This window comes from Paenibacillus sp. BC26 (assembly GCF_900116125.1).
GTDB lineage: Bacteria > Bacillota > Bacilli > Paenibacillales > Paenibacillaceae > Paenibacillus_Z > Paenibacillus_Z lignilyticus.
Genome location: NZ_FPAD01000001.1, coordinates 741445 through 763671 on the forward strand (window position 1 = coordinate 741445; position 22227 = coordinate 763671).

Sequence of the window (22227 nt, forward strand, 5' to 3'; positions counted from 1 at the left end):
GAGGATCCGAGATGACTACGTATAATCAACCGGAACCAAAACGCGTAATCCGAGCGCCGCGCGGTACGGAAATGTCTTGCAAAGGTTGGGTGCAGGAAGCGGCACTCCGCATGCTGATGAATAATCTCGATCCTGAGGTTGCGGAGCGTCCGGAAGAACTGGTCGTTTACGGCGGCATCGGCAAAGCAGCACGCAACTGGCCATCCTATGACGCCATCGTGCGCGAGCTGCAGCGATTAGAGAACGACGAAACGCTGCTGATCCAATCCGGTAAGCCGGTCGGCGTCTTCAGAACCCATGAACGCGCTCCACGCGTACTGTTATCCAACTCCGTACTCGTACCGAAATGGGCAACTTGGGAGCACTTCCGCGAGCTGGAGCAGAAGGGGCTGATGATGTACGGTCAAATGACTGCTGGCAGCTGGATTTATATTGGGACCCAGGGGATTTTGCAAGGGACGTACGAAACCTTTGCCGAAGCCGCCCGTCAACATGCAGGCGGTACGCTCAAAGGCACGCTGACTTTGACGGCGGGGCTAGGCGGCATGGGCGGCGCGCAGCCGCTGGCCGTCACGATGAACGAAGGCGTCGTCATCGCTGTCGAAGTCGATCGCGCGCGTATCGCACGGCGCATTCAAACGAGGTACTGCGATGTTCTCGCGGAAACGCTGGACGAAGCCTTGGCATTGGCGAACAAAGCGGCATCGGAAGGAGAAGCGCTAGCCATTGGCCTGTTGGGGAACGCGGCGGATATTTATCCGGAATTCGTGCGCCGCGGCATCAAGCCGGATTTCGTGACGGACCAAACCTCCGCGCATGATCCGCTTGTTGGTTACATTCCGGCCGGTTATTCCTTGGAAGAAGCGGCGGCACTGCGAGCGAGTAATCCGGAGCAATACATGAAGCTGTCCAAGGCAAGCATGGCAATCCATGTTCAGGCGATGCTCGACTTGCAGCGGCTCGGCTCGGTCGTGTTCGATTACGGGAACAACATCCGTCAAGTCGCGTTCGATGAAGGGATTGCGAATGCCTTCGACTTTCCCGGCTTCGTGCCTGCCTATATCCGTCCTCTGTTCTGCGAAGGCAAAGGCCCTTTCCGCTGGGCAGCGCTCTCCGGCGACCCCGAGGACATTCGCAAGACGGATGAGCTTGTTCTCCGCATGTTTCCGGAGAATGATCATCTTCGCCGCTGGATTGAGATGGCGCGCGAACGCGTAGCGTTTCAAGGTCTTCCGGCACGTATCTGCTGGCTCGGTTACGGAGAACGGGAAAAGTTCGGTCTCGCGCTCAACGAGATGGTGAAGAGCGGGGAGTTGAAAGCCCCGGTCGTGATCGGCCGCGATCATCTGGACTGCGGCTCCGTGGCATCGCCGAACCGGGAGACGGAAGCGATGAAAGACGGGTCGGATGCGGTTGGCGACTGGGCGATTCTGAACGCGCTCATCAACACCTCGGCAGGCGCATCTTGGGTATCCGTCCATCATGGAGGAGGCGTTGGAATGGGTTACTCCTTGCATGCAGGCATGGTTGTCGTTGCCGATGGCACCGACGAAGCAGCGGAACGCCTGCGCTGCGTGTTGACGTCTGATCCGGGAATGGGCGTCATCCGTCACGTCGATGCCGGTTACGAGAAAGCCGTCGACAGCGCGGAGAAACATGGAATCCGCATCCCGATGCGCGAGTAGGCGATAACGCAATAACCTTAAGGAGCGTGACGATCATAGAACGGATAGACTTACTGGTTACAGGAATCGGCCGTTTGATAACTCCTATCGGGAACGCACCTCGTTACGGAGGAGAGATGAAGGAGCTCCGAGAGATTACAAACGCCGCGATCGCGATACAAGGCGGGCGAATAGCGCTCGTCGGTTCCGAAGAAGACGTGACAAACCGGCTGCAAGGCGTAGAAATTGCGCAGACGCTGGATGCTCGCGGATATCTGGTTACGCCTGGTCTCGTTGATCCGCATACGCATCTCGTACATGGCGGCTCGAGGGAGCATGAACTCGCGCTTAAGCGTGCCGGCGTTCCTTATTTGGATATTCTGGCTCAAGGCGGCGGCATCCTAAGCACCGTTCAAGCTACCCGGGCGTCGAGCGAGCAGCAATTATATGACAAGGCGTATCGAAGCTTGGATATCATGCTCATGCAAGGAGTTACGACGGTGGAAGCGAAGAGCGGGTATGGCCTAACCTTAGATGATGAGCTCAAGCAGCTGCGTACGGCGAAACGGCTAAACGAAATACATCCGATTGACGTCGTTTCAACGTTCATGGGTGCCCATGCAGTACCGCCCGAGTATAAAGGCAGGACTCACGATTACGTAGACCTCGTCTGCGACATGCTTGCCGAAGTGGCGCAACAAGGCTTGGCGGAGTTTTGCGACGTTTTTTGCGAACATGGGGTTTTTACCGTAGAACAATCCCGTCGTATATTGCTCGAAGGGCGGGGTCTCGGACTGCTTCCCAAAATTCATGCCGATGAAATCGAATCGCTCGGCGGAACCGAATTAGCGGGGGAAGTCGGCGCGATTTCCGCGGAGCATCTGCTGGCGGCATCCGACGAAGGCTTGCGGATGCTTGCGTCAAACGGCGTCATCCCGGTGCTGTTACCCGGCACTTCGTTTAACCTTGGACTTAACAAGCATGCCAGGGCGCGGGACATGATTGATCGATTCAACCTTCCGGTTTCGCTGTCAACCGATTATAATCCGGGATCCTGTCCGACCGAATCCATTCAACTCGTCATCATGCTCGCCTCGCTCAACTTGAAGATGACGCCGGAGGAGATTCTGACGGCCTGCACGATCAATGCGGCAAATGCGATTGGCCGAGGTAATCAGATTGGCTCGATTGAGGTAGGGAAGCACGCAGATCTCACGCTATTCGACGCGCCGAACCTTGCTTATTTGCCCTATCATTTCGGCATCAACCACACGTACGGCGTGATCAAGAACGGGAATGTCGCCGTTTGGGATCGGCAAATCGTCCCGTTGCAAGCCAAGAAGGAGGGGACGCTTCCATGAGCCGGGAGATCCCTTTTCTGAAAAGACCGGATCAGGCCGTGTTTAGAGACCATCTGGAGACAAAGGTCGCGCATTGGATCCGAGAGTGGGATGGCAAGGAACAATTGCTGGCGGGGATCATCGGAGTACCGCTCTCCAAGCCTTCCATCTCGATATCCAGTGCTTCGACGACGCCTGCGGCGATTCGTACGGCGTTCAAGTCGTTCACGACCTACTCGCTTGAATATGACGTTGATCTGCAGGACATGGCCGTCCGCGACCTCGGCGACATTCAGATGCATGTTACGGATATCGCGGAATGCCACCGCCGCATCGAGGAAAGCATGAACGCGATCTACAGGGCTCAGCCTTCTATCGTACCGATCCTATTGGGCGGGGATCATTCGATAAGCTGCCCCTCTATTAAAGCTTTCTCCCGGCGTTATCCGGGCAAGAAAGTGGGGATTATTCATTTCGACGCGCACCATGACGTTCGTAATTTCGAAGACGGCGGCGTTACGAATGGTACCCCTTTCCGAGGGATCTTGGAGTCCGGTGTCGTCGATGGACGGAATATCGCGCAAATCGGTATCCGAGGATTTATGAATGCGAAGCCGTATCACGACTATGTGAAAAGCCATGGCGTGCATGTATTCTCCTCGCGCGATGTGCGTCGCATGGGCATCGATCCGGTCATCGATCAAGCGCTCGCGCATGCCGGCGACGGAACGGAAGCGATCTATGTCAGCTTCGACGTAGACGTCATCGATCAGGCTTATGCGCCGGGCTGTCCGGCTATCGGGACAGGGGGGCTGCATCCTTGGGACGCGCTTGATGCCTTGCATCGACTCGGAGCTTTACCCCAGGTGAAGGGGATCGATTTTGTTTGCATAGACCCAGCCGTGGACGTACGCAACGTGACCTCTCGACTTGCCGTGCAGTTTATGCTTAGCTTCTTGGCAGGAATGGCAAATCGCAACGGATAATCCGCTAATCAGTGACTATAGAAGGAACCTGAGCTTACTTGAATTTCCGCAAGAGCAGCCATGCTCGGAGGGGGAATTCCGGTAAGCTTTCTTGTCGAGTAGGACTCTGGGATTGTACAATTGTTCGCCACCCTATGATAAGATGGGCCGTATAGTCGACAAATTTCTCTTGGTAAAGTTGCGTAAGATTGCAAAGGGATCGTAATTTTATCTCGTAGCACAGATTATGAAAACGCTTTATTATGAAAGCGTAACCAACAAACGACATTCGGTAAGAGGTGGATGAATGCAAAGGGTTCTGAAGAAAAAAGGATTCCTGTACGAGATTATGAAAAACCGTATTCTCTATCTGATGTTTTTGCCCGTGGGGATCTACTTCCTCGTGCTGGCTTATCTTCCAATGCCGGGTATCGTCATTGCGTTCAAGGAGTACTCCTATGACGGCGGCATCTTCGGAAGCAAATGGAATGGAATCGAAAACTTCAAATATTTCTTCGAATCCGGCAAGCTGTGGCTCGTTACGAAGAACACGGTGCTTTACAATCTCGTGTTTCTGACGGTTAGTACGATTCTATCGGTTATCGTCGCGATTCTGATTGCGGAAATGGTCGGCAAGTACTTCAAGAAGACGGCGCAGACGTTCATGTTCCTGCCGTATTTCATCTCTTGGGTTACCGTCTCGGCCTTCTTCTACAACATCTTCAACTATGATTACGGGGCGCTCAACACGTGGCTGAAGTCGCTCGGCGCAGAGCCGGTCGACATTTACTCCAATCCGAATATATGGCTTTTCCTCCTACCGCTATTCTATGTATGGAAGGGAATCGGCTTCTCCAGCGTGCTGTACCTATCGGCGATTATGGGGATCGATCATGAGAGCTACGAATCCGCCAAGATCGACGGCGCGAATTTATACCAACGAATCTGGTACATTACCATTCCGATGCTGAAGCCGACCATCATTACACTGGTTCTGCTCGGACTATCCAGAATCATGCGCGGAGAATTCGATATGTTCTACCAACTTATCGGCGACAACGGTCTCTTGGCCGACACGACGGACATTATCGATACGTTCGTCTTCCGATCCCTTATATTCGCGAACGACTTCGGAATGGCTTCCGCCGGCGGCGTGTACCAATCCGTGCTTAGCTTCTTCATTATCTACGCGGTAAACTGGGGCGTTAAGAAATGGAACAGCGATTATGCGCTCTATTAGTGACTCTCGGTTCGAGCAGGGAAGGCGGTTCAAGTCTATGAAAATGGGAAAAGACGTCATCACCTTTAATATCATCGCATTCATCGTCGTAGGTTTCATTGGCATCGCCACGATTTTGCCATTCATCATGCTGCTTGTGGGATCCTTCCAATCCGAGAGCTCGATCCTGCAGTATGGGTACTCGCTTCTTCCGCGGACCTTTGACCTTGGCGCTTATACATTCATTTTTATGGAGCCCGAGAAGATCTTCCACAGTTATCTGGTCACGATATTTCTTACGATAGCAGGTACCGGAATATCCATCTTCTTCTCCTCGATGACTGCTTACGTACTGGCCAGAAAAGATGTGAAATACCGTAACGGGATGGCCTTCTACCTCTTCTTTACGACCTTGTTCAGCGGGGGCTTGGTGCCTTACTATCTGCTGATGTCCAACTATCTGCAGCTAAGAAATACAATGATGATTCTGCTCTTGAACGGGATGTTTAACGTCATCTACATCCTGATTCTGAGAACTTATATCGCGAACAGCATTCCGGATTCCATCTCCGAATCGGCGAAGATCGACGGGGCGAACGACTTCTCCATTTTTATCAGAGTCGTGTTCCCGCTGCTGAAGCCGGCGCTCGCATCGATCGGGCTGTTCATCGCTCTCGGGTATTGGAACGATTGGTATACGGCAACGCTGTTCATTACCAAAGACAACCTGTTTCCGCTTCAGTACACGCTATACAGAATTCTGAGCTCAACGACCTTCGCGAAACAGATGCTGCAGAATAACGGAGCCGCATCCGCCATCGAATTGCCGCAGCAAACCGTCAAGCTGGCGCTGACAGTCGTCGCGACGGGGCCGATCGTATTCGCTTACCCGTTCGTTCAGAAGTATTTCGTTGCCGGTCTTACGATCGGGTCAGTCAAAGGATAGGTGGGTTTGGTTAATTCCGCTACGCGGCGGTTTAACATAGTTCATTCAATAATTGGGAGGTTAAACAAAGATGAGCAAGAAATCAAAAGCACTAAGTCTTGGTTTATCGCTAATGCTCTGCTTGACGTTAATCTTGTCCGCTTGTTCCAAGAATGACAATGGCAACAAAGACACAGCTAACAACACGCCTGCCAATGAGACGAAGAACAACGCAGCGGCCAGCAATACGGACAACAGCGCCGGAGCCGACAACACAGCTGCCGACAACACAGAGAAACCGCAATTGGATAAAGTGACGCTGAAATTCGTTCTTCTCGGCGAAGCTCCGAAGGATAACGAAGCGGTCATGGCCGAAGTCAACAAGAAGCTCGAAGCAGACATTAACGCGACCATTGAATTGACTTATATTCCGTTCGCCGACATTAATACGAAGTATCCGCTCGTACTGGCTTCCCCGCAGGATTGGGACGTCATCTTCGGTAACGTCAACTACGGCTCCAACGCTTCCAAAGGCGGTTATCACGAAATTACGATTGACGACGTAAACAAGTTTATGCCATTGACGGCATCAGCTACGTCCGAAGGCCAATGGACGGATGCCCGCGTAAACGGCAAAATCTACATGATTCCGCAAACGTTCAAGGAATTGGACGTTGGTACAGGCTTCATCCGTGAAGATCTTCGCAAAAAGTACAATGTACCTGAAATTAAAACGTTCAAAGACTTGGGACCTTACTTCCAAGCGCTGAAAGACAATGAAAAAGGCATGCTTCCTGTCGACGGTTCTGCCTCAGATATTCAAGGCATCTTCGGCGGCTTGATGAAGAACTACGTTATTAAAGAAGCTCCGTATATCACCGGTTTCTTCCCGGATGATACGAACTATACGATTACGGGCTTACTCGACGATGCGTTCAAAGCGAAGTTTATCGACGCTGCCAAAACGATGAAGGATTGGGCGGACAAAGGGTTGCTGCCTAAGAACGCTTTCGCACAGAAGACGGCTGCGGCTGATCTTGCCAAAGAAGGCAAATCCGGCTATTGGGCAAACGCCTTCGAAAACTATGCGCAATACAGCTCCGACATGATCGCTAAAGGCTGGGAGCTTGGCGCGGTCAACAACCTGACAGACAGCGGCGTTGTCATGACGCGTCCTGCTACAGGCAACGGTTTCGCATTCTCGCCGAAAACGAAGAACTACGAAAGAGCGCTCATGGCGATCGACCTGCTGCACCAAGACAAAGCTTATAACATGCTGCTCGCATTCGGTATCGAAGGCAAAAACTATACGCTTAATGGCGATGGCAAGCTGGTTGTCGCTCAAGCCGATCCGAATCCGTATCCGATGTACGGCGCAGGCTGGTGGTCTAACAACCGTGACCAATGGCCCCCGCTTGAGAGCTATACGCAGCAATACATCGACACGAAGAAAGCGCTCCTTGAGAAAGCTGCACCATACTTGCTGAACGGCTTCAATATCGACACAACAAACATTAAAACAGAGCTCGCCAATATCGTGAACATCGATAAGCAGTACTCTGCACCGATCCAAATGGGTCTGGTGAAAGACGTAGACGCCGCAGTAGCCGACCTGATCGAAAGATACAAAAAAGCCGGCGCCGAGAAAGTATTCGAGGAAGTGAAGAAGCAAGCTGCGGCATTCGTTGCATCCAAGCAAGCGCAGTAATCATAACGGAAGAGGGCTGCTCCCGGAAGGTAGCAGCCCTTTTTTTGAACAAACGGAGGTTCAAATGGATAAGAAAACCATGTTCCTTACACCAACCACGCATTGGGACCGCGAATGGGTCATGACGAAAGGGCAATTTCAGGTTCGTTTGGTTCATTTGATCGATCGGCTGCTGCGCATCATGGACGAACATCCGACCTACCGGTTTCTGCTCGATGGGCAAGCCATTGTGCTTGAAGATTACTTAGCCATCAAACCGGAGCAAAGGGAACGGATAGCCGCTCTGATGGCGACCGGCAGGCTGGTTACCGGACCTTGGTACGTGCTCGCCGATCAATTTCTGGAGAATGGAGAGTCCACGATTCGGAATTTGCTGATCGGCATGGATTTGATTCGGCAAATGCGAGGCAGGCCCATGATGCTCGGTTATGTGCCGGATTCCTTCGGGAGTATTGCGAGCCTGCCGATGATATTGAATGGTTTCGGCATTCAATATGCTACGTTTGGACGCGGGCGGCCCAGCTGGGATAAAGAACTTGCCGAGTATGAATTCTGGTGGGAGGGTCCTGCGGGTTCGAAGGTTTTGGCGGCCAACCACGGGTATAGCCATGGGGTATTCCTGAGCTATCCGGATATTTGGAGCGACATCAGCCAGCCTTCGTCGCTTGAGCCCGACGCGCAGTCGACGCTTGGCAGCTTCCTTGATGAAGCGCAGAAGCAGCTCGATAAAGCCGCGACATCCAATCTGTACATGTCCGTTGGCATTGACCATATGGAACCCCGGCCTTCATTACCCGGGATTGTTGATTATATCAATCAGCATCAAGAGGATTATGAGATTCGGTACGCAATGCCCGAAGATTATCTTGCTGCAGTTTCGGCAGCAGCAGTTCGATTGTCCACTTATGCCGGAGAGATGAGGGGATCCGACGACCTTCCGATGGATTTGGTAGGGACGTTATCCTCTCATATGGGCTTGAAGCAGCAGAACGATGCCAGCGAAATTCTATTGCAGCGATTAGTAGAGCCCTTATGGGTCATGGCTTCAATTGCGAGCGGCGTTGCCTATCCGAAGGGGCTCATTCAGAACCTATGGAAGCTGCTGCTTGCCAATCATCCGCATGATTCGATCTGCGGCTGCAGCCTGGATCAGGTTCACAAGGATATGCGAAATCGCTTCGAGGAAATCGAGCACACGGGCGCCTATCTGATCAAGGACGGGCTTCATCAATTGCTTACTGCCATAAACACGGCTTCTCAAGAAGAAACTGCGATTGCAATTGTAGTGGTGAATCCGCTTGGTCGCCTGCATACGGGGCCGGTGAAGCGTCATGTGCGCGTTCCGAAGCGATTCAAGCATGATGTCTATACGCTTGTCGACGAGAAGGGTCAGACCATTCCTGCGAGAATACGCCATGTCGTGGATAAAAATAAAGACTTGGAAAGCGAATATATGACCGCCGACATGCTGGCGGTATTGATTTCGAAGACGAGCGAGGATACTCGCTCAACCAATCAGGTGTTTACGGTATTGGAGATTGATTTTGTCGCGGAAAGTGTTCCGGCAATGGGATACCGGTGCTATTGGATCAAGCCCGGTTCGACGAACAAGGAAGCAGCATCTGTGGAAGCATTAGCATTAGCAGCTCGTCCGGTAGTTTCTGTATGCGAGAATGGCATGGAAAACGATGCGATTCGAGTTCGTTTCCATGAGGATGGGACGTTTGACCTTCTCTATAAGCGTACGGGGAAGGAGTATCGGCAGCTTAACTATTTGCTCGATCGGGAAGAAACGGGAGATTTGTACGACCATCATGAATTTGCGGAGTATGATGAACGCGATTCCAGAGCATGCAGCGCTGGAACCGGGACAGGAACCGGGTGGCGGCTGCAGGAACATTTTGAAGATCGCATTGTCTACAAGGCCGAATTGACTTGGGAGCTGCCCAAAACGATTCAAGACGGGAAACGCTCATCGGCAGTAGCCAGCCTTCCGATCACGATGACGGCCACGCTTTATGCGAATGTGGAGAGGCTGGACCTAGCCCTCGAAATCGATAATACCTGCAAGGACCACATGCTGCGCGTCGTGTTCGATACGGGACTGCATACGGGAACGGTAGCTGCCTATGATCATTTTCATGTGGTGGACCGGCGCGTGCGAGAATGCGGCGGGGAATGGAGAGATGAGCCGTTTCAGGAATTTATTGATGTTTCGGATGGGCGTGAAGGACTGTGCCTTTCGACAAAAGGTCTTCCGGCTTATGAAGCTTTTCGCGGCAGCGGCGATAGAGGGACCTCCGTGCAGCTTACCTTGGTCAGGTCGGCAGGCAGCATCGGGCAAGCAGCCGGCGCCAACTATCCGGCTCCGGGCGGACAGTGTCAAGGGTCGCATCGGTTCGAATATGCGTTAATTCCTCATGAAGGGGATTGGCGGCAAGGACAATGTTTGGGAAAAGCTTCGGATTTTCGCACATCGCTAGTAGTGGAAGCCTCGTTGCAGCATGATGGGAATTGGCCATCGCAGGGCTCCCTTATTTCGCTCCAGTCGACATCGGACAGCAATCCATTCATGAGCTGTTTGAAACAAGCTGAGGACGGCGATGGTTGGATAGCCCGTCTATGGAATCCGGGACAGTCAGGACATCTGCTAGTAAAAGGTGAGCTCCTCGCCGGGGATTTGGACGTCTGCCCCGCCTTTCTGGATGAGCGTTTGAAGGAAAAGGCAGATGACGCAGCAGCAGCAGGCATTGCGATGCAAGCCGGGGAGCTGGTCACGATTAAGGTTCAGGAGCGGCTAAATCAAGGATAAGAGGGAGAGCGATGATGGCTAAATACCGGTTGACCTATGAGAACTATTTGGATAAAGTGTACGGCGCATGGCTGGGCAAGAGTATTGCCGGTACGATTGGCGCTCCCTTCGAAGGCAGGAAGGAACTCTTCGATTACGAATATGACCCGCGGGCCATAAAGGAAATGCTGCCGAACGACGACTTGGATCTTCAGGTGTTATGGCTGCATGTGCTGGAGCAGAAAGGCGTCTACTTCACTTCGATGGATTTGGCTGACGCGTTCTACGAGCGGTACCCGTTCGTGCCGGGAGAGTATGCCTGGTTCAAGAAAAATTATAACCGAGGTATTTATCCGCCTGTATCGGGTGCATTCAATAATCGCTATTACATTAATGGTATGGGCTGTCCCATTCGCTCCGAGATATGGGCCTGCGTTGCGCCGGGCAATCCCGAGCTGGCGGCAGAATTTGCGGGACGCGACGGCATGCTGGACCATGAGGGCGATTCCATCTATGCAGAGCAGTATCTGGCGGCAGTGGAAGCGATGGCTTTCGTCGAAGATGATCTCATGAAGCTGCTGCGAGACGGCATGGTCTATTTGCCTGAGGGAACGAGAATTCGCCGGCTTGTGGAGGACACGATGGCATGGTCCTCGCAGGATTTGACCTGGCAGCAGGTTCGCTCTCGGATTATTCGCGATTACGGACACCCGGACTGTACGAACCTTTATCAGAATATTGGATTCACATTGGTATGTTTGTTTTACGGCAAAGGGGATTTCCTGGAGACGACGATGATCGCGCTGAATTGCGGCTTCGATACGGATTGCAGCTGCGCGACAGCAGGCGCTCTTCTCGGAATTATCTATGGGGCAGACCGCTTAATCGAGAAGCATTCCTTCTACGACACCAGCTACAAGCTGGACGTGAAAGTCACTCGCCGCTCCAATCAACTGTCGGACTTGGCCGAGGATACTTGCGTAGCGGGGTTGACTATCATGAGAGAGCTTAATGGGGCGATCGAGATTACGGGACAGCCGTCCGAGCTTGGTTCCATTCCCGCGAACAAACCGCAGCCTTCCATTGTGCTTTCCGTTGATTATCAGGGGATACCCGTTGTTGGATGGTCGGAGAGCAAGACGATCGCCATCGGACTGTCGAACGAGACGGAGTTTGTCGCTGTGGATCAATTGACAGTCGATTTGCCTCATGGCTGGCGGAGTGATTGGATTTCGCAGCACATCGTTCTGCAGCCGGGGGAATTCAAATCGGTTACGCTCACGGTAAGTGTACCGGAGCAGGTCAGCTACCTCTCGGAGAAAAACTTGCTGACTGCCGAATTCGGCGGGGCAAGCTTTGTCTTCGGACTGAACGGAGCGCAGGTGTGGAAAGTATTCGGACCGTTCTGGGAAAATCATATTGAGCTTCCTCGCACGGAGCTTGGCGAGTGGTATTACGGCGCATTCAAAGGCACAAGGGACGAAATCGCGGATTTGACGCGGCAATTTCATCTCAATACGAAGGCCGATGCGACCAAAGATTATAGGCGTCTGGTCGATCCGCAGGATTACCGGCTCGTGAATGTGACCGAGGATTTGTTCTCGGTTTCGGATCTGATCGGCTTCCAAGGGCCTTGCGTCGTATACGCGGAGCGGGAGATCGAGCTGCCGGAGGATCGCGAGGTCAACATTATATTCGGGCATACCGAAGCCTATCGGCTATGGATTAACGATCAATTAATAAGCGAGACGGATCATCATGATTGGTGGACCGCGGAGAATCGGCATCACTCTGAGGCGAAGCTGCGTCAGGGAAGGAACAAAATCGTACTGCAGGCGATTCGGCGCGGCCGTCATGCGGATTACAGCTTGATCTTCACCGAGCTGGGCCAATCATTCCCGCATCACATCACGGATCTTGGCTCTTGGATTTCTCTCTGACAGAAACAAAAATGCGGCACTTGGGGAAAACCCTTGTGCCGCATTTTAAGTTTAGAACGGGAACATACGTGGTTCCTTCTGAACCGAAACCCACTTGCTCGTCGTGAACTCTTCGAAGCCAAGCTCGCCGCCGTAGTGGCCGATGCCGGATGATTTCTCTCCGCCGAACGGCGCATCCATGTCCATGTTGATCGTTGTGTCGTTCACATGCGTCATGCCGCTTTCGATGGCGCGTGCGAAGGCGATGCCGTTCTCGATATTGCTCGTAAATACAGCGCTTGATAATCCATACTCGGTATCGTTAGCCCAAGTCAGTGCTTCTTCTTCCGTATCGAACGGAATGATCGTAGCGATCGGGCCGAAGATTTCCGTTCTTGCTAATGTCGACTTCCGATCGACATCGGCGAACACGAACGGCGTAACGACGTTGCCGATTCGTTGACCTTCCAGGACGAGACGAGCCCCTTCTTGCTTGGCCATTTCAGCGAGCCCGAGCACCTTCTCGATTTGTTTCTCGTTGATAAGCGGCCCGACGATCACTTGCGGATCGGACGGATTGCCATAAGGAACCTGTTCCAATCTTGCTGCGATACGTGCGACAAATTCATCATAGTGTTTGCGGTGTACGAGGAATCGATTCGTACAAACGCAAACCTGCCCGGCATTCAACAGCTTGCTGAATACAGCGGCATCGACGGCTTGATCCAAGTCCGCATCCTCAAGCACAACGAACGGATTGTTGCCGCCAAGCTCCAGCGATGCGCGTTTTAAATGCTTGCCGCATAGCTCGCCTATGTGGCGGCCGACAGCGGTTGAACCCGTAAAGGAAATAATCCGAGGTACAGGATGCTCGATCATGTAATCGCCGACTTCGCCAATATCGTACCCAACAACGTTCAACACACCTTTGGGCAGACCGGCTTGTTCGAAAATTTCAGCGACGATAGGTCCGCCTGTAATATAGGTTTGCGAATCCGGCTTCAAGACGACGGCATCTCCTGCAGCAATCGCCGGTGCGACAACGCGCATCGCCATGTAGAGCGGGAAGTTAAACGCATTAATAGTTCCAATGACGCCAACCGGGAAACGGTACACATGGTTTTCCTTTCCCGGAATGGGGGATGGGAAAACATGAGGCGCGAACATGGAATCGACATAGCCAACAGCCGCCATGATCGAGCCAACAGAAGCCATGAATTCGCCAATCGCTTTCGTGACTGAGCTGCCCGATTCTTTCACCATAATGGCGATAATCTCGTCTTTTCGCTGCTGAAGCAGCTGGGTCGCATTCCGAAGAACCGATTTCCGTGTTTCAGCAGAGGATTTCGCCCATTCTTTCTGCGCCAGTTTGGCAGCCTGATACGCTTCGTCGATGTCATCGCGACTGGCGAGCTTGATGCGAGCGACGATTTCATTATTATAAGGATTAACGCTGTCATAGACCTTCTCGCTTGAACCGTCGCGCCAAACTCCGTTGATATACTGTTTGTTATAATTATCGGACATGTGATGGAGTGCCCCCTTACTTAAAATTTGGTAATGACGGTTACACCAACTCCGGCATAATTATTCATTTCTTCGAACGCTGCGTTGATATCGTCAAGTGCGATTTGCTTGGTGACCAATTTGCCCGGCGCCAATTTGCCTTGCTCCACCATCTGGAGCATTTCGCGATATTCCGGAACCGGCATACCGGCGGAGCCAACCAATGTGAGCTCTTTCAGCAGCATGAGGTTAACCGGAACAGGCGTCATGCCGCCTTGTGGATTGCTGCTTACGCCAAGCTGCAAATGACGACCCCGTTTGGCGAGGCTCATCACGGAGTTCACGACCGTATCTTGGATGCCAAGCGCATCGATGGACAGGTTGGCTCCGCCTTTGGTTAGTTCCATGATCGCTTGCGGTGCATTCGTTTCCTTGCTGTTTACGGCTGCGACAGCACCCATTTGTTTGGCAAAATCGAGCTTATCCTCCGCGATATCGACTGCGATGACGTTAGCGCCGGCAGCAGTTGCGATTTGGATGGCAGACAGTCCAACGCCTCCGGAACCGTATACCGCGACCCACTCGCCGGGACGCACATTGCCTCTGGATACTACACCGTGGAAAGCCGTCATGAAGCGGCAGCCCATCGCACTTGCCGTTAGGAAATCAATGCCTTCCGGCAGATGAAGAAGGTTTAGATCGGCGTTTGGAATATGAATATATTCCGCGAACCCGCCGTCGATATGGAATCCGACCATTTTCAAATTATCGCAAAGGTTGTGGTGGCCGGATTGGCAATGCGGGCAGACGCCGTCTCCTTGATTGAAAGGCACGATAACGCGGTCGCCTTTCTTGAAATTACGGATATCTTTGCCGACCTCTTGGACGATACCGCTCATTTCGTGACCGAGAATATGCGGGAAGGTCTTGATTGCGCCGAGTCCTCCGTGCCAGCCATGCAAGTCGCTTCGGCAAATGCCGGTCGCTTCTAATTTAAGAATGACGCCATCAGGCGCAAGTATAGGATCTGAGACTTGTTTGACTACCAATGGTTCGTTGAAGGCTTCGAGCACTGCTGCTTTCATAAAAGGGTCATCTCCCTGTAGAGGTTGTTTGATCTTCGAACCCTATTATAGAAATATGAATTCATAATGTATAATACATATTAAACTATGAGATCATAGCTATCAGTCTATATACAGGTGGAATGCGAGATGGAGCTGCTTCAATTGCAATATTTTCAGACTGTTGCCAGGTTGGAACATATCACCAAGGCTGCGGAGGAGCTGAATATCGCCCAGCCCTCCCTTAGTAAAACGATTGCAAGGCTGGAGAAGCATGTCGGCGTGCCGTTGTTCGACAGACAAGGGCGCAGCATTCGGTTGAATCCGTTTGGCAAAGTATTTCTGGAGCGGGTTGAGCGGGTTTTTAGCGAACTGGAGGAAGGGAAACGGGAAGTTCGGGATATGGCAGGCTTGAATCGGGGAAGCATTACGCTCGGAGCCTCGCTCACGAGCGTTCTTCCCGAGCTGCTTGGCGCTTTTCTCAGCTTGTATCCGAACGTTCATTTCAGGCAATTGCTTGAGCCGACTGCGGTGATGAAGCGCATGCTGGAGGACGGCGAGATGGATCTGTGCATCACGACTGCGCCTGTTGAGGGAGCAGACATGGAGTGGGCGCCGCTGAGAACGGAGCAATTCTATGTCGTCGTTCCTGACAACCATCGGTTGGTCGGGAGAGACAGCGTTTCGCTGATCGAACTGAAGGATGAGACGTTTATTGGTTTGCGTTCAGGCTACTGGTTTCGGAGCTTGACGGACAGCATCTGTGAGCGAGCCGGATTTACGCCAAATACGATGCTTGAAGTAGATGAACCGGACGCGGTCGTATTGCTGCTTAGAAGAAGGCTTGGAATCATGTTTGCTCCGGAGATGGCCTGGAAGAAGAGAGAACATTTGATGCCCCATCGGCTGCGAATCACGGATCCGGACTGCACGGTAACAACCGGGTTGGCCTGGTCAAGAAGACACTACTTGTCTCTTGCGGCGCAGCGATTTCGTCAGTTCGTGATCGAATACTTCGGGAACGTTTGAAACTCAAAATGAATCGAGAAGGAGCCATGATACATGTCAAAGAATAACTATCAAGCTTTAATCGAAGATCGGATCTTCATGGGCGGAGCCGCGGATGTAGAGGATATGATCAAGAACGAAGAGGTTGATGTCGTCATCGACTTGCGTGCCGAGGCTACGGGCTGTGCCTATGAGGGTGCGGAAGTGGAGTGGATTCAAATTCCCCTTGGAGACAATAAGGCCGATGACCATCTCTTATTTAAGAAAGCAATCGATGAAGTTGTCGGTGCGTACAAGAGCGGCAAGAAAGTAGCTTTCCATTGCGCCGGCGGCGGCGGCCGAACAGGTGTCGTAGCAGTCGGTACGCTGATCGAGCTTGCGCAAGCAGCCGGAATGGAAGATGCGGAAGCGAAGGCGATCGACATTCGTGCCAAAATCAATATTAAACCGCCGCAGCGTGCAGCACTGGATAAGCTATACAAGTAATAGTGGTATTGCCCGCCGACATGTGTGTAGGCGGGTTTTTTCGATTTGTTGTTTTCAAGAGTTGATGCAGGTTTGCGGCGAACAGTTATTGTCATACTGCCCTTTTTGATACATAATGTATCTATAACGAAGGAGGAGTGATTACTCTTGAAGAAGCTGTTATCGTCCGTCTTAATTGCTTGTTTATGGTTAGCTACGCTCAGCATTGTGCCTGCAAGCGCGGCAGCACCGAGTAACGGAAGCATATTGCTGCAGCTGGATGGGATTTCCGGCGAATCGACCATGAAAGGGTATGAGAAATGGAGTGTAGTTGAAGGTGCATCTTTCTCCATAGAAAATCAGGGCTCTTTTGCAGCAGGCAGCGGTGCAGGCGCTGGTAAAGTGAGTCTGTCCGCGCTCACGATCACCAAATCCGTCGATGCCGCTTCCGTACCGATCATGTTGAATGCCATGAAAGGCGTACATATTCCGAAAGGCAAGCTTGTTTATACGAGCCAAGGTGTAGGTGGGAATCAAACCCCGTACCTAATGCTTGAGCTCGAAGATGTGGTCATTAGCAGTTATTCCTTCGATGATACAGAAGAAACAGTGGTTCTGAATTATAACAAAATTAAGTGGACCTACTGGATCACGGATGCTAAAGGCATTCGAACTCCGATCACAGGCGGCTGGGATATAAAGAAAAATACAATAGCCTAAAGGTGCAAAAGTGGGCAACCGTCCACGGTTGCCGCGGGATGTTACAAAGTGGTCTTCGCTCTTCAAACAACAAGATCGCCTTAACCTGCCTGTGCGGACAGGTGGTTGGCGATCTTTCTTATGTTCTGGCAGATCGCTGCCATCCGTGCTTGTTGGCATCCGCGAATGCGCTAACGAACCGTACAGCGCTTATTTGCCCCGAAATTCGGCCCAATAAGGCCTCTACGGTTCGTTAGATTTTGCGGATTGCAAGTTGAAGAGTGCGAGATGAGCAGAGGCAACCTTTACGGTTGTTTTTTGTCGCTTGCATTTAAGAGGTTTTCGATCGCATCTGTCGAATCAACAAGGGCAACGTCTTTACATAGAGAGGGGGAGCAGTTTGAAAGCAAATCGAATGGAAGCGTTCAGCGACGGCGTACTAGCCATTATTATTACGATCATGGTGCTTGAATTGAAAGTGCCGGAGGGACACGAGTGGCATTCGCTGGTGAGTCTGGCGCCGAAGCTGCTCAGTTATTTGTTCAGCTTTATCTACGTGGGAATTTACTGGAATAATCATCATCATCTTCTTCACGCCGTTCATACGATGAACGGCAAGCTGATGTGGCTTAATATGCTATTGCTATTCTGGTTATCGCTCGTGCCTTTCTCTACGGCTTGGATCGGAGAGAGCCACTTTGCTCCCACGCCTACAGCGCTGTATGGCATCGTGCTGCTGCTTGCCTCTATTTCATATTGGTTATTGCAGCGCGCGATTCTGGGCCAGCATCCGTCCGACTCTGCGATTTTGGCGGCGATCGGGCGAGATTTCAAAGGCAAGATTTCGCCGTTGATCTACCTGTTAGCCATCGTGACGGCCTATCTTAACGCATGGGTATCTTGCTTCTTCTTCGCGCTGGTAGCGATACTCTGGTTTGTGCCCGATAAGCGGATTGAACGCGTGTTGCTGAGAAAAGCAAATTAGAAGGGAAAAGCCGGTTCGATCAGAGCGCCGATCGAACCGGCTTTTTTTGCGTTGCGGCCGAGTTTTCATAATTATAAGCCTGCCTGCGAACAATAAGGAAAGAATTAACTATCGGCAGGTGGTGACGGCATGTTTCGCTTCAAGAAAACAATCAGTAAATCCGTAAAACCACAACCCGTTGAAATGGAATCCGGAGATCTCGATAAGAAGATTGCACAGATTCAGAACTATTTCGCTCAAACGGAAGATCTGAAGCTGCAGAAGCTCACCTGTTCAGATCCAACCTGCGCTTTGATCTATCTGGAGTCACTGGTTCAGTCGGCTTCCATTCAAACGCTTGTCATCGATCCATTGCTGGAACCCGGCTCCGATGATATCGAGCAGAAGTTAACTGCAGTCGAAATCAAAAAGTCATCCGATCTGATCCAAATCGGAAAATATATGCTTGAAGGTCATTGCGTTGTTCTAACGGAAAGCGACTCGACAGCCATCTTGATCCCTGTAGCAAAGTCGCAAGACCGAGCCATACAAGAGCCGAGAGACGAACAAATCATTAAAGGCGCCCATGATGGTTTTATTGAAAGCCTTAGTACAAATCTATTCTTGCTTCGCAATCGAATGAAAAACCCCAAATTAAAAGTGAAATATTATACGTTAGGCAGCGTCACAAATACCAAAGTCGCCATGATTTATATGGATGGTTTTGCAGATCCTAAAGTCGTTGAGGAATGCGAGAGAAGGCTCACCGTGATCGATCTGGAATATTTGTATTCCGCCGGAAACATCGATGAAATGCTCGAAGAGCACCCGATGTCTCCGTTTCCGCAAACGCTGCAGACCGAGAGACCGGATCGGGCGGTTTCCTACCTGATGGAAGGCAAAATTACGATCATCGTCGACGGCAGTCCAAGCGTTCTGGTCCTGCCGATTACATTCTTCTCGTTCTACCAGTCGCCGGATGATTACAACAGCCGGTGGATCATCGGCTCCTTTTATCGGTTCATTCGGTTAATTAGTTTCGTTCTGGCGATTTGCTTGCCGGCGATCTACATCGCGACCGTGACTTACCATTCTGAAGTGCTCCCAATCGGGATTCTGTATTCAGTCAAGGTGTCGTTAACCTACGTTCCTTTACCTCCTATTCTGGAAGCACTTGTGATGCAAATCATACTGGAGCTGTTGAAAGAGGCCGCAATTAGGCTGCCCACACCTATTTCCCAAACGATCGGTATTGTAGGCGGGTTAGTCATCGGAACGGCTGTGGTGGAAGCCCAATTGGTATCGCATACGATGATTGTCATTATTGGGTTAACGGCGATCGCGTCATTCGTAACGCCGATAAACGAATTTGGAACAAGCCTACGTATTTTGGGGTTTCCGATGATGCTGGCCGCCTCCTTATTCGGTTTTTTCGGCATCTCCATCATGCTGATGCTGATTTTTATTCACCTTTGCAAAATCGAGACACTGGGCATTCCGTATTTCACGCCGTTTGGTCCGTTTCAAGGCCAAGACAATTTTAAAGATGTTTTTCTTAGACTACCGCTCTGGATGGTTAATAAAAGCACGCAAAAAACGGAAGGCAGCCCCATTAAACAGTCGATATTCGGGAGGTGGAAGCGGCCGTGAAAATGACAATAAGCAGAACCCAATTGTTTTTTATGATCATCAAAACGCAAATTGGTATAGGCTTATTATCCCTGCCTTCTGATACTCAGAGCATAGCGGGTGGAGATTCATGGATTTCGGTTCTGCTTGCAGGGGCTGTCATTCAGCTGGTGCTGTTCGTGTATTGGCATCTGTTGAAGAAATATCCGAACGACACGTTAAGTGAAATAACGATTCACCTGCTTGGACGATATCTAGGAAAGGCAATCAACGTCGTTTATTATGCTTTCTTCGTGCTCATTGCAGCGTATGCCTGTTCACTTTACGCAGAGCTGATCAATATTTGGATGCTGCCATTGACGCCCGGCTGGGTGCTGCTTCTGCTTATCGTTGGAACGAGCGTCTATTTGGCACTGGATAATTTGCGCGTCATCGCCCGGTTTTTTGTCTTCTCTTCCATACTGTTTGTTGTGTTGATTCTGATCAGCTTTTTAAACTTTAATAGTGTTATGCACATTTCGAACATTTTACCCGTCGGTCAATCAGGCATGATGCCAATTCTCAGCGGAAGCGAGAAAACGTTCTTCTCCATGCTCGGGTTTGAGGTAACGCTGTATTTCTACTCCCAAGTTCAAGGAAACCGGAAGGGCATGTTGTCCGTCATTTCGGCCGCCAATGGCTTTGTGACCTTGTTTTATACGTACTTTGTCCTTATCTGCTTGATGGGATTGAGTCCAAAGGCGTTAGAGCAGGTGAATGAACCGGTATTGTTTTTATTTAAAGGCTTGTCCTTTCAGCTGTTTGATCGATTAGACCTGATCTTCCTAACCATTTGGATCATTCCGATGACCGCTACCATCGTTTCTTATTTATGTGTTGCCGGAAAAAGTCTAACGACCAAACGCGGCTCCTATCGAAAGCTGGTATGGTTCAGTGGGGGGATTGTCTTCATTACAGCCTGGTTTATAACGACAATCGAGAATATGCGTCCCTTCAGTAAATGGCTGGAATATGGCTATTTGATCATGATTGCAGCGGTGCCGGTATTGCTCTGGCTCTCATCCTTCCTTGTTAAAACCCATGAAAAGGTCGGGTCAGTATGAGAAGAAAATGGCTTCTTGCGGTTTGGATTTTGTTATGCATAACGGTGCTCTCAGGCTGCTGGGACAGCCAATATTTATCCTCTAAGAAAATGGTAAACGGAATTAGCATGGACATGGACAAAGACAATCACATGGTGGTGACCGTAAGAACAATCCAGCTCGATAGTAAAGGCGGCGGCCAATTCGAAGTAAAGGATCAAGAGATGCAAGCAACAGGGGCGTCAACTGCCAATACCGGCGTGAAAATAGATAGTATGCTTCCCGGCACCATCGAAGCCACGAAGACGCATGTTGTCATTCTTGGGGAAGAACTCGCCAAACAGGGGATCAAGGCTCCTTTGGAGTACTTGTATCGTAATCCGAAGGGATATCTGAATTCGAATATTCTAATAAGCAGGGGGCAAGGCTCCGAAGTATTATCTTTCAAAAAACTTGATAACAGTCCCATCGCATTTGGCATTAAACAATTGATTAATGGGGCTGAGCGCACGACGGTTATTCCGAATCAAACGCTGTATTCGATCTGGAGTCAAATGTTCGACCCGGGCGAAGATATGGTGCTGCCGATCATTCATAAAATTGAAAATAAAGCCTTGGTCATTGACAGTGTCGGTCTATTCGATGGTGATAAATATTCCGGTCAGACCTTGATGAATGAAGATAGTACATTGTTATTGCTCATGCTCGGCAAGCTGGATAAATTTGCTTTTTTGGATATTCCGTTAGAGCAGAGCTTGCTTACCTATCAAACGCGAAAAATGAAGCGGGATACCCATTTGTCTGTCAATCCTACGTCGTCTGAGATCGAGTTTGTGGTGAAGGTAGACCTCTACGGTGTGATTAGCAGTTATCCGAGCAACCTGGGACAGGAGGTAGATCGTGAACAGGTGACGCAGGAAATTACCGAACATCTAAACAAACATGCCAAAGGTGTAATAAGTAAATTGCAGCAGGCGAATTGCGATGCGCTCGGTATCGGAAGAAGGCTTAAAGCCCATCATTCCAAGCTTTGGAAAACCATGGACTGGAAGAAAACTTACAAGGAAGTGAAGATAAGGCCGGAGTTCGAAGTCCATATTAAAGGAACAGGCATTATTAAGTGAGTGGAAGGATGATCTCTCCAATCGGAGAGATCATCTTTTTTTGTCTGTTTTGGCAAGGTGGAAAAAATTTATTCACCAATCGTACACAAGAGAGATTTACGATTCAGCTCCTACAGGCTTATAATGAGATTGATTATCATTACTAGGAGGATGTA

17 protein-coding genes are annotated in these 22227 nt (G+C 50.8%); 15 read left to right on the forward strand and 2 right to left on the reverse strand.

Annotated elements, in window-relative coordinates:
* The first annotated feature begins 11 nt into the window (after positions 1–11).
* From hutU to BM412_RS03160, 8 genes are all read left to right on the forward strand, one after another.
* Positions 12–1685, forward strand: a complete 1674-nt coding sequence (gene hutU / locus BM412_RS03125; RefSeq protein ID WP_091213824.1) for a urocanate hydratase — start codon at positions 12–14, stop codon at positions 1683–1685.
* Between the two features lie 35 nt (positions 1686–1720).
* Positions 1721–3025 carry an imidazolonepropionase gene (hutI, locus tag BM412_RS03130; protein WP_091220129.1) on the forward strand — a complete coding sequence of 435 codons (1305 nt, stop codon included), beginning with the start codon at positions 1721–1723 and terminating at the stop codon, positions 3023–3025.
* On the forward strand, positions 3022–3990 hold the full coding sequence (gene hutG / locus BM412_RS03135) for a formimidoylglutamase (RefSeq protein WP_091213827.1): 969 nt from the start codon (positions 3022–3024) through the stop codon (positions 3988–3990). The genes hutI and hutG overlap by 4 nt, the downstream gene beginning before the upstream one ends.
* A gap of 328 nt (positions 3991–4318) precedes the next feature.
* The gene (locus BM412_RS03140; protein ID WP_371264705.1) at positions 4319–5209 is read left to right on the forward strand and encodes an ABC transporter permease; all 891 of its coding nucleotides are present in this window, start codon (positions 4319–4321) and stop codon (positions 5207–5209) included.
* Between the two features lie 37 nt (positions 5210–5246).
* Positions 5247–6134: a carbohydrate ABC transporter permease gene (locus BM412_RS03145; protein WP_091213832.1), complete on the forward strand. Its 888-nt coding sequence runs from the start codon at positions 5247–5249 to the stop codon at positions 6132–6134.
* A gap of 70 nt (positions 6135–6204) precedes the next feature.
* On the forward strand, positions 6205–7821 hold the full coding sequence (locus BM412_RS03150; RefSeq protein WP_091213834.1) for an ABC transporter substrate-binding protein: 1617 nt from the start codon (positions 6205–6207) through the stop codon (positions 7819–7821).
* A 64-nt stretch (positions 7822–7885) separates the two neighbouring features.
* Positions 7886–10633, forward strand: coding sequence for an alpha-mannosidase (locus tag BM412_RS03155; protein WP_091213835.1), 2748 nt, complete (start codon positions 7886–7888; stop codon positions 10631–10633).
* Between the two features lie 11 nt (positions 10634–10644).
* Positions 10645–12552: an ADP-ribosylglycohydrolase family protein gene (locus BM412_RS03160; RefSeq protein ID WP_091213838.1), complete on the forward strand. Its 1908-nt coding sequence runs from the start codon at positions 10645–10647 to the stop codon at positions 12550–12552.
* Positions 12553–12603: 51 nt separating this feature from the next.
* Here BM412_RS03160 and BM412_RS03165 read toward each other — a convergent pair whose 3' ends face one another.
* Positions 12604–14058, reverse strand: a complete 1455-nt coding sequence (locus BM412_RS03165; RefSeq protein ID WP_091213840.1) for an aldehyde dehydrogenase family protein — start codon at positions 14056–14058, stop codon at positions 12604–12606.
* A gap of 20 nt (positions 14059–14078) precedes the next feature.
* Positions 14079–15122 carry a zinc-dependent alcohol dehydrogenase family protein gene (locus tag BM412_RS03170; protein ID WP_091213843.1) on the reverse strand — a complete coding sequence of 348 codons (1044 nt, stop codon included), beginning with the start codon at positions 15120–15122 and terminating at the stop codon, positions 14079–14081.
* A 129-nt stretch (positions 15123–15251) separates the two neighbouring features.
* On the opposite strand from BM412_RS03170, the gene BM412_RS03175 reads away from it, so the two are divergent.
* From BM412_RS03175 to BM412_RS03205, 7 genes are all read left to right on the forward strand, one after another.
* Positions 15252–16130, forward strand: coding sequence for a LysR family transcriptional regulator (locus BM412_RS03175; protein WP_091213846.1), 879 nt, complete (start codon positions 15252–15254; stop codon positions 16128–16130).
* A gap of 33 nt (positions 16131–16163) precedes the next feature.
* The gene (locus tag BM412_RS03180; protein WP_091213848.1) at positions 16164–16595 is read left to right on the forward strand and encodes a protein-tyrosine phosphatase family protein; all 432 of its coding nucleotides are present in this window, start codon (positions 16164–16166) and stop codon (positions 16593–16595) included.
* 147 nt (positions 16596–16742) lie between these two features.
* Positions 16743–17294 carry an Hcp family type VI secretion system effector gene (locus tag BM412_RS03185; protein WP_091213851.1) on the forward strand — a complete coding sequence of 184 codons (552 nt, stop codon included), beginning with the start codon at positions 16743–16745 and terminating at the stop codon, positions 17292–17294.
* Positions 17295–17673: 379 nt separating this feature from the next.
* Positions 17674–18258, forward strand: a complete 585-nt coding sequence (locus BM412_RS03190) for a TMEM175 family protein (RefSeq protein ID WP_091213854.1) — start codon at positions 17674–17676, stop codon at positions 18256–18258.
* A gap of 129 nt (positions 18259–18387) precedes the next feature.
* Positions 18388–19887, forward strand: a complete 1500-nt coding sequence (locus tag BM412_RS03195) for a spore germination protein (RefSeq protein ID WP_091213856.1) — start codon at positions 18388–18390, stop codon at positions 19885–19887.
* A gap of 2 nt (positions 19888–19889) precedes the next feature.
* The gene (locus BM412_RS03200; RefSeq protein WP_256256344.1) at positions 19890–20969 is read left to right on the forward strand and encodes a GerAB/ArcD/ProY family transporter; all 1080 of its coding nucleotides are present in this window, start codon (positions 19890–19892) and stop codon (positions 20967–20969) included.
* Positions 20966–22072 carry a Ger(x)C family spore germination protein gene (locus BM412_RS03205; protein ID WP_091213862.1) on the forward strand — a complete coding sequence of 369 codons (1107 nt, stop codon included), beginning with the start codon at positions 20966–20968 and terminating at the stop codon, positions 22070–22072. Before BM412_RS03200 ends, BM412_RS03205 begins: the two co-directional genes overlap by 4 nt.
* Positions 22073–22227: the final 155 nt, after the last annotated feature.